The organism is Enterobacter quasihormaechei (genome assembly GCF_004331385.1).
Lineage (GTDB): Bacteria > Pseudomonadota > Gammaproteobacteria > Enterobacterales > Enterobacteriaceae > Enterobacter > Enterobacter quasihormaechei.
In genome coordinates this window covers 183,385-195,130 of the sequence record NZ_SJON01000008.1, presented here as the reverse complement: position 1 = coordinate 195,130, position 11,746 = coordinate 183,385, and the positions used below count along the sequence as shown (strand labels likewise).

The 11,746-nt window shown below is 56.2% G+C and carries 9 protein-coding genes; 6 read left to right on the top strand and 3 right to left on the bottom strand.

The window, feature by feature from the left end; translation table 11 throughout:
* The first annotated feature begins 120 nt into the window (after positions 1-120).
* Both murB and birA read left to right on the top strand, forming a co-directional pair.
* Positions 121-1,149 carry a UDP-N-acetylmuramate dehydrogenase gene (gene murB / locus E0L16_RS12920; protein WP_131637066.1) on the top strand — a complete coding sequence of 343 codons (1,029 nt, stop codon included), beginning with the start codon at positions 121-123 and terminating at the stop codon, positions 1,147-1,149.
* Positions 1,146-2,108, top strand: coding sequence for a bifunctional biotin--[acetyl-CoA-carboxylase] ligase/biotin operon repressor BirA (gene birA / locus E0L16_RS12915; RefSeq protein WP_131637065.1), 963 nt, complete (start codon positions 1,146-1,148; stop codon positions 2,106-2,108). The genes murB and birA overlap by 4 nt, the downstream gene beginning before the upstream one ends.
* 34 nt (positions 2,109-2,142) lie before the next feature.
* Here birA and bcsG read toward each other — a convergent pair whose 3' ends face one another.
* From bcsG to bcsE, 3 genes are read right to left on the bottom strand one after another with little or no spacing between them, the layout of a single operon-like run.
* Complete coding sequence (bcsG, locus tag E0L16_RS12910) at positions 2,143-3,822, bottom strand: cellulose biosynthesis protein BcsG (RefSeq protein ID WP_131637064.1); 1,680 nt, start codon at positions 3,820-3,822, stop codon at positions 2,143-2,145.
* On the bottom strand, positions 3,815-4,009 hold the full coding sequence (gene bcsF / locus E0L16_RS12905; protein WP_006808586.1) for a cellulose biosynthesis protein BcsF: 195 nt from the start codon (positions 4,007-4,009) through the stop codon (positions 3,815-3,817). The genes bcsG and bcsF overlap by 8 nt, the downstream gene beginning before the upstream one ends.
* Positions 4,006-5,568, bottom strand: a complete 1,563-nt coding sequence (gene bcsE / locus E0L16_RS12900; protein WP_131637063.1) for a cellulose biosynthesis c-di-GMP-binding protein BcsE — start codon at positions 5,566-5,568, stop codon at positions 4,006-4,008. The genes bcsF and bcsE overlap by 4 nt, the downstream gene beginning before the upstream one ends.
* Positions 5,569-5,741: 173 nt before the next feature.
* Here bcsE and bcsR point away from each other — a divergent pair, with 173 nt between their 5' ends.
* Genes bcsR through bcsB form a run of 4 tightly spaced genes read left to right on the top strand, consistent with a single transcriptional unit; the run spans position 5,742 to position 11,740 of the window.
* A complete protein-coding gene (gene bcsR, locus E0L16_RS12895; RefSeq protein ID WP_003861175.1) occupies positions 5,742-5,930 on the top strand; it encodes a cellulose biosynthesis protein BcsR in 189 nt (62 codons plus the stop codon).
* A gap of 11 nt (positions 5,931-5,941) precedes the next feature.
* Complete coding sequence (gene bcsQ, locus E0L16_RS12890) at positions 5,942-6,694, top strand: cellulose biosynthesis protein BcsQ (RefSeq protein ID WP_063450031.1); 753 nt, start codon at positions 5,942-5,944, stop codon at positions 6,692-6,694.
* Positions 6,691-9,306, top strand: coding sequence for a UDP-forming cellulose synthase catalytic subunit (gene bcsA, locus E0L16_RS12885; RefSeq protein WP_063865334.1), 2,616 nt, complete (start codon positions 6,691-6,693; stop codon positions 9,304-9,306). Before bcsQ ends, bcsA begins: the two co-directional genes overlap by 4 nt.
* A gap of 10 nt (positions 9,307-9,316) precedes the next feature.
* The gene (gene bcsB / locus E0L16_RS12880) at positions 9,317-11,740 is read left to right on the top strand and encodes a cellulose biosynthesis cyclic di-GMP-binding regulatory protein BcsB (protein ID WP_107534170.1); all 2,424 of its coding nucleotides are present in this window, start codon (positions 9,317-9,319) and stop codon (positions 11,738-11,740) included.
* Positions 11,741-11,746: the final 6 nt, after the last annotated feature.

The following is an 11,746-nucleotide window of genomic DNA, read 5'->3' as shown; positions in this document are numbered from 1 at the left end:
GAGGCCATCCGCAAGGATGGCCTTTTTGCGTTTTTGCAGATCCTTCATTTCCATAAACTAATCACCTATCCCTGCGTATATACGGTAAACTACCCCGGTTTTTGCATCAGGATAGCGTCTATGAACCACTCCCTTAAGCCCTGGAATACCTTTGGTATTCAACGAAATGCTAATCAAATTGTACGTTCCGAAAATGCTCAGCAGCTGCTGAACGCGTGGCAGAGCGCAACAGAAAACGGTGAACCCGTACTGATTCTGGGCGAAGGAAGTAATGTCCTGTTTCTCGATGATTTTGCGGGAACGGTGATCGTCAACCGCATCATGGGAATTGACGTTGAAGAGCGCGCTGACAGCTGGCATTTACGCGTGGGTGCTGGCGAAAACTGGCACCGTCTGGTGCAATATACCCTTGAAAAAGGGATGCCCGGGCTGGAAAACCTGGCCCTGATCCCGGGCTGCGCAGGATCGTCTCCTATTCAAAACATCGGTGCCTACGGCATCGAACTGAAACACGTCTGCGAATACGTCGACTGCATTGAGCTGGCCACGGGTAACGCGCAGCGCTTAACCGCAGAGCAGTGCCGCTTTGGCTATCGCGACAGCATTTTCAAGCACGAGTATCAGGATCGGTTCGTCATTGTGGCCGTTGGTCTGCGTCTGGCAAAGGACTGGAAACCGGTGCTGACTTACGGCGATCTGACCCGCCTCGATCCGGCTACCGTCACACCGCGTGAGGTATTTGATTCCGTTTGCCATATGCGAATGACCAAGCTTCCGGACCCGAAAGTGAATGGAAACGCGGGCAGTTTCTTCAAAAACCCGGTGATCGGCAGCGAAAACGCCAAAGCATTTCTCGCCGGCTGGCCAACGGCTCCGCATTATCCTCAGGCTGATGGCAGCGTGAAGCTGGCCGCAGGCTGGCTTATCGATCAATGTGATTTAAAAGGTACCACTGTTGGTGGCGCTGCTGTTCACCGTCAGCAGGCACTGGTACTGATCAACCAGTCCAGCGCGACGAGTGAAGATGTCGTCAACCTGGCGCACCATGTTCGCCAGCGCGTGGGCGAAAAATTTAACGTCTGGCTGGAGCCTGAAGTTCGCTTTATTGGCCGAACAGGCGAAGTGAATGCCGTGGAGACCATTGCGTGAAGGACAATACGATTCCGTTAACTCTCATCGGCATTCTGGCAGATGGCGAGTTTCATTCTGGTGAGCAGCTGGGCGAGCAGCTGGGCATGAGCCGCGCTGCTATCAACAAGCATATACAAACGCTCCGCGACTGGGGCGTGGATGTGTTTACGGTGCCTGGTAAAGGTTATAGCCTGCCGGAACCGATCCAGTTACTGAATGAAGAGACCATTCGCAGCCAGATTGGGCACGGCAACGTTGCGGTATTGCCGGTTATTGATTCGACGAACCAGTATCTGCTGGACCGCCTGAGCGAGCTGACATCCGGCGATGCCTGCGTTGCCGAGTATCAACAGGCAGGACGTGGCCGTCGGGGTCGCAAGTGGTTCTCGCCATTTGGCGCCAACCTCTATCTCTCCATGTACTGGCGGCTTGAGCAGGGGCCGGCTGCGGCCATCGGGCTGAGCCTGGTCATCGGTATCGTGATGGCAGAGGTGCTGCACGATCTGGGCGCGGATAACGTGCGGGTGAAATGGCCGAACGATCTCTATCTCAACGATCGCAAACTGGCAGGTATCCTGGTTGAACTGACGGGAAAAACGGGCGATGCCGCGCAGATCGTCATTGGAGCCGGGCTAAACATGGTAATGCGAAACGTGCAAAACGATGTGGTGAACCAGGCCTGGACCAACCTCCAGGAAGCGGGGATCGCCATCGATCGCAATACGCTTGCCGTCCGGATGATCAATGAGTTACGAAATTCGCTGACGCTCTTTGAACAGGAGGGGTTAGCGCCATTCCTCTCCCGCTGGGAAAAGCTCGATAACTTTATTAACCGACCGGTGAAGCTGCTGATTGGAGATAAAGAGATTTACGGCACTTCACGCGGCATTGACGCACAGGGTGCGTTGCTTCTTGAGCAGGATGGCGTGATTAAGCCCTGGGTGGGCGGAGAAATTTCGTTACGAAGTGCAGAGTAACCCTCTCCCCACAGGGGAGAGGGTGTAGCGGCTATCACTGCGGATACGGCACCCAATCCCCGGCATTCAGTCGGACATAAGGCTTGTTCTGATACTGGATCACCACCGCGTTAGCGTTTTCCGATACCTCTGCCGTCTGCGGCAGCCCGCTGGTGAGCTGATCCCAGTTCACGCTATCCTCCACAAACAGCTTACCGTCTACTGCGCGAGCAACCAGTTCCGAGATGGCCAGATAGCTGCTTGGCTGGGTGATCTCAACAGGTGCACCCTGACGCGGCGCCTTCATGCCAAAGAACTTAATCCCGGCCGGAACGTTAGTGATGGACGGGCTTGGGATATCACGCAGGCCAGACACCTGCATCCTGTCGCCTTTCAGCGCTCCACCATGTTCCGGTACCACCACCACCATCACTTTACGCCCTGATTTTTCCAGCTCGGTAAAGAACGCATCCAGCTCGTCAAAGAACTTCTGGGCACGGGCTTTATAATCGGCCGTTTTGCTTACGCCAGGATAGTGATTCCCGTCGTGCAGCGGCAGCGTGTTATAGAACGTCGCGCTTCGCGTCCCTTCTTCTTTGCCGACGGTATCTAACCAGCGCTGAAGCACGGCGGTATCGTCATACACCGGCGAACCATCGAAGCCCAGTAACGTCACCGGCAGCCCTTTCTGGTCCATCAGTGGCGCCTGCATTCCCCCCTGTTCACGCACTTCCTTCAGGAAGTTACCGAACTGGCCGTTGTGGCCCATCATCAGGTGCTGCGTAAAGCCGAGTTTTGCCAGGTTATCGAACAGATAGCACTGGTTAGCTGCGGGCTGGTAGAGATTCTTATGCGAAGGCTGCCCACAGCTCGCGCGCAGCAGGCGGATAGCCGCCGGGCCGCTGTAGGAGGTGGCGGAGTTGAAGTCTTTAAACTGTATATCGAAATGTGACCACAGCGGATGCGACATCAACCCGGCCGCATCGACATCCGCCCAGGACAGAGAACAGATGTTGATCACCAGCAGTTCAAACGGCTGAGCGTCGGCAGGCAGCGCATCCGGGAATTTCGTCTGGCGCTTATCTTCCGCAGCGTAAAAACTGGAGAGCCACGCGTTCAGGTTAGCGGATGTCGGCGGTGCGGTCTGCGCGGGGATATCCCCTACCACAGGCGTATCCCCTGCTGTCGCGACGGTAGCGGCGGCGGAACCGCCCGTGGTGGTCACGGTTGTTGTCGGCTGACCGGCTGGCCACAGCGAGAAGCTCGGGCCCGTCAGCGTCAGGACGTTTAGCCAGACCATAATCGCGACGACAAACACCGTCACGCGGATCCACTGAGACAGGAACAGCCAGGCGACCAGCAGGACAAATACCGCGCCAATCATCTGCCAGTTAATAAAGCGCTCAACCAGATCGAGCATATAGTCCGTACTGAAACCTGCGACCTGGGAGCCCTGGCTCATGATGCTTTCGGGGCCAGGCAGCCAGGTATCATGCCAGAACAGGGCGAAACCGATGGGGATAGCGACCCAGTGACGTATACGGTGCAGCCTGAGGTTCGGGATTGGCATCAGCAGGAATGCCATAAACACCAGGTTAAGCAGAGGGTGGAAATTAAGGTAGCCTGCCCACAGCAGACCAAACTTCACCAGAAAGTAGAAATTCCAGCCGGACAGGCCGCGCCAGTATTGCCAGAGTGGCGATGGCGCCGAAGAGGTATAGGTAGAATTAGTCATGTTTTCGGTTTGCCTTGACGTTCGGAGCGCGAGTCAGTGTTCCGGCGGGTTTAATATAGCGAGGTTTGACGAACAGTAATCTGACCGTATCGCGAATACGGCGCAGGGAATGGCGCGCATAGTAGCCCAGCGGCAAAAAAATTAGCGCACACAGAACAACCAGTTGAATGATATCGCTGATATTCATAATGGCGCGCTCTCCTTGTTCTCATCCAGTAAACGTAGCGGCTCAGGTACCCGACGCCAGACATGCCCGTCATGCTTCGCGTTGAGAACCGGTACGGCACCGCTTGTTACAGGCAACGGTTTGGCCCACTTTTCGGGTGCCAGGGTACGCATCTGGACAAGCTCAGCAGCAATCAGGTTATCTTCGAACCAGACCATGCGGTTCGAGAAAATATCTCCGGTAGGCAGCGGGAAGATATGGTTCAGCGCGGTATCCAGATCGTTCACCCGGCAGAAGGAGAGGAACAGCACCAGGCGATTATCGCCAATGGTCATGATATCCCCTGTACGATTAGGGCGGCACAAGGTAAGCGCCTGCTCAACACGAATGCCCGGCACGGGACGCAGGGCAACCATCACCCCTTTTCCGTCGGCCGGTAACAGCGTATTGCTTATCATGTTGCCCACCGCATCGCAGAAGGTGTCCCACTTCTGGTAGCCGCGCAGCTTCATCGGCTGCGTCATGGAAAGCAGGGTGCTGATATCTTCCGGAACGTGGCGGTTAAACTGCTGGCCCTGGATGCTTTCGATCAGCGTCAGACAGCGCGAGAGGGGCGCATTCCAGGGGATGACCATATTAGCGCCATAGCCCAGTAACAGGCGCTCATCGGTGGCGCGCAGGCTGGTATTATTTTCACGCACCACGATTTTTAACGCGCTGCCGCGCTGTCGACGTAGCGTGTGAATATGCCTTGCCAGCGTTTCGATTTGGTTATTCTGAATCAACGAGAAGATAATGGTCGCCGCCTGCGTGGTGCGCGCTTCATCAAATAAGGCTTCATTGGTTTCGAAAAGTGACCAGTGTTCAGAAAGTGCAGGCGCGCCTTCCAGTACCGCAATATGACTCAGAACGCGTTTTTCATCACTGCGTGGCTGAACCACCGTCTCTTCCTGTTGAGCAAGATGCCACTCATCCCCGACATGTTTGAGGGTAAGCTGCTGTCGGGAGCTCACCCCTTTTTCATTGCACCAGAATGCCACGTCGTATAGATGGCTGTCAGTCTGGACACGAATACTGGCCAGGCCATAGAGGGAGCGGTATTCACTCATTAAAAGTGAAAAAAGCTTGTCGTTATTACTGCCTGGGTTAACCACCAATAAGGTGCAATTTTGATTTTTCGTCCATCTGTTGATTCTTTCCAGCCATTTCAGCAGTTTTTCTGACGGAATATTTTGTAGACCGTTTTGAGAACATTTAAGAATCAGTAAATAGTGTTCAGGAACAATAGAGCACTGAATATCGCGGGGTAAAAAGTATAAACTGTCGGCCTCTGCTGACATGGAAAATAATCGTACTGTCTGGGGTCCACGGTCAGTTTCGAGCCTGATGATTGACTTTGGCTCATCGCCCATCGTAATGACGGCAACGCGGGAATCCTTACCCTGCGCCGCTATCGTCTGGTTTACCAGACTGATGGCATCAGCATTACGATCCGTATTAACCCACCAGACTCCTCCGACTGGCATGTGGCGCAATTCGTCCCATAATGACTGGATGCCAATAGAAAATATGGAGTCCACGGTGTCCCTCTTTTCGTCGAATTTCTATGCCTCTCAGTTTACTAGCGAAAGCGTAGAAATAAACCTAACATTGAAATTAAAGAACATCAGATTTAGCATGTAAATGAATTTCGTGGGCAGGACGCCTCGCTGCATCTGAATCTTATGATTTTACTCAAAGGGATGAAATAAGAATGCAAAATAACGAACCCGCAACGCCAGTCGACTCAAGCCTGGGTTACACATTCCAAAACGATTTTCTGGCGCTCACGCAGGCTTTTTCGTTGCCTGAAATAGATTACACCGATATTTCCCAGCGGGAACAGTTGGCTGCGGCTATTAAACGTTGGCCGTTATTAGCTGAGTTTGCCCAACAACAATAAGGAAGCCATTGATGGCCGTACTAGGATTACAGGGCGTCCGTGGTGGGGTAGGTACAACTTCCGTAACCGCGGCGCTGGCGTGGTCATTGCAGGTTTTAGGTGAATCGGTACTGGTTATTGATGCCTGCTCCGATAATTTGCTGCGCATGTCATTCAATGTCGACTTTACGTATTCAAACGGCTGGGGGCGCGCGCTTCTGGACGATAAAGACTGGCGGGATGCGGGTTTGCGCTATACCTCCCAGCTCGATTTGCTTCCTTTTGGTCAGCTGACGGAAACCGAACGCGGGAATGAAGCCGCGTTTCAGCGCCTGTTCTCTCGCTTCACCACCGCGTTGCAGAGCCTGAAAGAGAAAGGGCACTATCGGTGGATCCTTCTGGACCTGCCGCACGGGGCCGCGTCGCTGACCCGCCAGCTGCTGGCGCAGTGTGACCATGTGCTCTCCATCGCGAACGTAGATGCGAATTGCCATATCCGTCTGCATCAGCAGGCGTTGCCTGCCAATGCCCATATTCTGATCAACGATCTGCGCATTGGCAGCCAGATCCAGGACGATCTGTATCAGGTCTGGCTACAGAGTCAGCGCCGCCTGTTGCCGATGGTGATCCATCGTGACGAAGCGATGGCGGAGTGCCTTGCGTCGAAACAACCCCTTGGGGAGTACCGTAGCGATTCACTGGCGGCGGAAGAGATCCTGACGCTGGCTAACTGGTGTCTGCTGCACTTTGCGAAAAGGCCTGAATCTGCCGGGAGTACGGCATGAGTCGCCTGACCAGCTGGCTGCTCATCCCGCCGGTCAGTTCGCGCTTAAGTGAACGCTATCGCCATTACCGTCATCACGGCGCTTCATCGCTGAGCGCTGCGCTGGGCTGTTTCTGGATGGTTCTGGCGTGGATGTTCATCCCCCTTGAACATCCGCGCTGGCAACGTATTCGTGCGCGCCACGGTGAACTCTATCCGCATATCAACCCTGACAAGCCGCGTCCGCTCGATCCCGCGCGCTACGCTATTCAGTCCATCTGGCTGCTGGCGACCTCAACGGGCGCGGAGAAAAAAACGTCCCGCTGGCGCAGCTTCGATCGCGTGCAGAACCTGCGTGAACGCTATCACCAGTGGCTTGACCGGCTACCCGACCGGGTTGGCGACAGAACGGGACATTTAGATAACCACAAAGAGCTCGGGCACCTCCACCCGGGCTTGCGGCGTTTTATTCTCGGCGTGGTGGTGGCGTTCTCGCTCATTCTGGCGCTGGTCTGTATTACCCAGCCGTTCAACCCGCTGGCGCAGTTTACCTTCTTGATCCTGCTGTGGGGCGTGGCGCTGCTGGTGCGGCGCATTCCGGGGCGTTTTTCCGCCCTGATGCTGATTGTGCTGTCGCTGACCGTTTCCTGCCGCTACATCTGGTGGCGTTATACCTCAACGCTGAACTGGGACGATCCGGTCAGCCTGGTGTGCGGGCTAGTGCTGCTGTTTGCGGAAACCTACGCCTGGATCGTGCTGGTGCTGGGTTACTTCCAGGTTATCTGGCCGTTGAATCGTCAGCCGGTGCCGCTGCCAAAAGACACGACCCAGTGGCCAACGGTGGACCTCTTCGTGCCGACCTACAACGAAGATCTGTCGGTGGTGAAAAACACCATCTACGCCGCGCTGGGTATCGACTGGCCGAAGGACAAAATCAAAATCTGGATCCTCGATGACGGTGGCCGCGCCGAGTTCCGCCAGTTCGCAGACGAAGTGGGGGTAGAGTACATCGCCCGTACCACTCACGAACACGCGAAGGCCGGTAACATCAACAATGCGCTGAAATATGCCAAAGGGGAGTTCGTCTCTATTTTTGACTGCGACCACGTGCCAACGCGCTCGTTCCTGCAAATGACGATGGGCTGGTTCCTGAAGGAGAAAGAGCTGGCGATGATGCAGACGCCGCACCACTTCTTCTCGCCGGATCCGTTTGAACGTAACCTCGGTCGTTTCCGCAAAACCCCGAACGAGGGCACGCTGTTCTATGGCCTGGTGCAGGACGGGAACGACATGTGGGACGCCACGTTCTTCTGCGGCTCCTGCGCGGTTATCCGCCGCAAGCCGCTGGATGAAATTGGCGGCATCGCCGTGGAAACGGTCACGGAAGATGCTCACACCTCCCTGCGTCTGCACCGCCTTGGCTATACCTCGGCCTATATGCGCATTCCCCAGGCGGCGGGGCTGGCAACGGAATCCCTGTCGGCACACATCGGCCAGCGTATTCGCTGGGCGCGCGGCATGGTGCAAATCTTCCGTCTCGATAACCCGCTGATGGGCAAAGGGCTGAAGCTGGCGCAGCGCCTGTGCTACGTCAACGCCATGTTCCACTTCCTGTCGGGTATCCCACGGCTTATCTTCCTCACCGCGCCGCTGGCGTTCCTGCTCCTTCACGCTTACATCATCTACGCTCCCGCGCTGATGATTGCCCTGTTCGTGCTGCCGCACATGATCCACGCCAGCCTGACGAACTCGAAGATTCAGGGGAAATATCGCCACTCCTTCTGGAGCGAAATTTACGAAACGGTGCTGGCCTGGTACATCGCGCCGCCAACCATGGTAGCGCTGATTAACCCGCATAAAGGGAAATTTAACGTCACCGCGAAGGGCGGGCTGGTGGAAGAGGAGTATGTCGACTGGGTGATCTCCCGGCCCTATATCTTCCTGGTGCTGCTGAATATTGTGGGCGTCATTGTTGGGATCTGGCGCTACTTCTACGGCCCGGAAAACGAAGTCCTGACGGTCTTCGTGAGTATGGCGTGGGTGTTTTATAACCTGATTATCCTCGGTGGCGCGGTGGCGGTATCGGTGGAGAGTAAACAGGTCCGCCGCGCGCACCGCGTCGAAATCAGCATGCCCGCGGCCATTGCCCGCGACGATGGCCATCTCTTCTCCTGTACCGTACATGACTTCTCGGATGGCGGTCTGGGTATCAAGATCAACGGTCAGGCTAAGGTGCTGGAGGGGCAGAAGGTCAACTTACTGCTTAAGCGCGGCCAGCAGGAGTATGTCTTCCCGACGCAGGTTGTACGCGTGAGAGGAAATGAGGTGGGTCTGCAACTGATGCCGCTGACTAAAAAGCAACACATTGATTTTGTGCAGTGTACGTTTGCCCGCGCGGATACGTGGGCTCTCTGGCAGGACAGCTTCCCTGAGGATAAGCCTCTGGAAAGCCTGCTGGATATTCTTAAGCTGGGGTTCCGTGGCTATCGTCACCTTGCAGAATTTGCCCCGTCGTCGGTGAAATTAATTTTCCGGTCACTTACTTCGCTGGTTTCCTGGGTCGTGTCGTTCATTCCGCGTCGGCCTGAGCGAGATGAAGCGAAGCAGGCGGACCCGGTTATGGCTCAACAATGATGATAACGCGATGAAAACAAAACTTTCCTGGTTATGTGCAGTGGCAATGGGGATGAGTGCGCTCCCTGCAACAGTGGCTAACGCGGCGCCTGATAACGCAGCGGCCACGCCCGCTCCAACGGTGCCTGTCGTCGCGCAAGCGACCGATCCGGTTGTGACGGCGGCGCCGGGGCAGACGGAAAACGTCGTCCCAAATCAGCCGACGACGGGGAATACGCTGCCTGCCGGTAATCCGGTGGTGGGGCAGGTCATGCCTGGCGTGCCCGGTGCCAACGCACCCGTGGTTGCGGAAAATACGCCGTCGCGTGACGTTAAGCTGACGTTCGCCCAGATCGCCCCTCCTCCGGGCAGCATGGTCCTGCGCGGCATTAACCCCAATGGCGGTATCGAATTCGGTATGCGCAGCGATGAAGTCGTGTCGAAAGCGATGCTCAACCTGGAATACACGCCATCGCCGTCGCTGCTGCCGGTGCAGTCCCAGCTTAAGGTCTATCTGAATGACGAGCTGATGGACGTCCTGCCCGTCACCAAAGAGCAGCTGGGTAAGAAAACCCTGGCCCAGGTGCCGATTAACCCCTTGTTTATCACCGACTTTAACCGCGTACGCCTTGAATTTGTCGGCCACTATCGCGATGTCTGTGAAAACCCGGCCAGCAGCACCCTGTGGCTGGATGTAGGCCGTAACTCCTCGCTACAGATGACGTATCAGCCACTGGCGCTGAAAAACGATCTTTCGGCCTTCCCCGTGCCGTTCTTCGACCCGCGCGATAACCGTCCTCTGAACCTGCCGATGGTGTTTGCGGGCTCTCCAGATGTGACCGAACAGCTGGCGGCCTCCATCGTGGCATCCTGGTTTGGTTCCCGCTCCGGCTGGCGCGGTCAGAGTTTCCCGGTCATGTACGACAAAATGCCGGATAAAAACGCGATCGTGTTTGCCACCAACGCCAAACGTCCGTCATTTCTGCGTGACCATCCGGCTGTGAAAGCGCCCACCATCGAGATGATCACCCATCCGGACAACCCGTACGTGAAGCTGCTGGTGGTCTTCGGGCGTGATGAAAAAGATCTGGTGCAGGCGGCGAAGGGCATTGCGCAGGGGAATATCCTGTTCCGCGGCAACAGCGTCGTGGTGGATGAAGTGAAACCGCTGCTGGCGCGTAAGCCTTATGATGCCCCAAACTGGGTGCGTACCGACCGTGCGATCACCTTCGGCGAGCTGAAAACCTATGAAGAGCAATTGCAGTCCACCGGGCTGGAGCCTTCTCCCGTCAGCCTGTCGCTGAACCTGCCGCCGGATCTGTATCTGCTGCGCACCAACGGGATTGATATCAACCTGAACTACCGTTACACCGCGCCGGCAACCAAAGACAGCTCGCGCATGGATATCAGCCTCAACAACCAGTTCCTGCAATCATTCAGCCTGACCAGCAGCCAGGAGACAAACCGGCTGATGCTTCGTCTGCCAGTATTGCAGGGGCTGCTGGACGGTAAAACCGATGTGTCGATCCCGGCGCTGAAGCTGGGTGCGGTGAACCAGCTGCGGTTTAACTTCCAGTATATGAACCCGATGCCGGGTGGAACGGTGGAAAACTGTATTACCTTCCAGCCGGTGCAAAACCACGTGGTGATTGGTGACGATTCCACGATCGACTTCTCGAAGTATTACCACTTTATCGCGATGCCGGACCTGCGTGCGTTTGCAAACGCCAGCTTCCCGTTCAGCCGCATGGCAGACCTCTCTGAATCAATTGTCGTGATGCCAAAAGCGGCCAACGAAGGTCAGGTTGCCACACTGCTGGATACCATGGGCACCATCGGGGCGCAAACCGGCCTGCCGGCGGTCAACGTGACGGTGACGAACGACGGTAGCCAGATCCAGAACAAAGATGCCGATATCATGGTCATCGGCAACATTCCGGACAAGCTGAAAGACGAGAAGCGCGTCGATCTGCTGGTGCAGGCGGCGCAGTCATGGGTCAACACGCCGCTGCGTCAGACCGAGTTCCCGAGCATCATGCCGGACAGCGGCGATCGTCAGGCCAATATCAGGACGACCGTAAGCTCAACGGGCCCGATGGCCGCGATTGTCGGCTTCCAGTCGCCGTATAACGACCAGCGCAGCGTTATCGCCCTGCTGGCGGACAGCCCGCGCGGCTATGAGTTGCTCAATACGGCCATGAACGACAGCGGTAAACGGGCGGCAATGTACGGTTCCGTCTCGGTTATTCGTGAGTCGGGGGTCAACAGCCTGCGCGTGGGGGATGTCTACTATGTGGGCCATCTGCCGTGGTTCGAGCGCCTGTGGTACGCCCTGTCTAACCACCCGGTGCTGCTGGCCGTGCTGGCTGCGCTCAGCGTCGTCTTACTGGCCTGGGTGCTGTGGCGTCTGCTGCGAATCATTAGCCGTCGTCGTCTTAATCCGGACCATGAGTAAGCGGTG

Coding starts and splice junctions, on each gene's coding strand:
- bcsA (WP_063865334.1), top strand. CDS start 6,691: ATGAGTCGCCTGACCAGCTGGCTGCTCATCCCGCCGGTCAGTTCGCGC.
- bcsG (WP_131637064.1), bottom strand. CDS start 3,822: ATGACTAATTCTACCTATACCTCTTCGGCGCCATCGCCACTCTGGCAA.
- bcsQ (WP_063450031.1), top strand. CDS start 5,942: ATGGCCGTACTAGGATTACAGGGCGTCCGTGGTGGGGTAGGTACAACT.
- bcsF (WP_006808586.1), bottom strand. CDS start 4,009: ATGAATATCAGCGATATCATTCAACTGGTTGTTCTGTGTGCGCTAATT.
- bcsR (WP_003861175.1), top strand. CDS start 5,742: ATGCAAAATAACGAACCCGCAACGCCAGTCGACTCAAGCCTGGGTTAC.
- murB (WP_131637066.1), top strand. CDS start 121: ATGAACCACTCCCTTAAGCCCTGGAATACCTTTGGTATTCAACGAAAT.
- bcsB (WP_107534170.1), top strand. CDS start 9,317: ATGAAAACAAAACTTTCCTGGTTATGTGCAGTGGCAATGGGGATGAGT.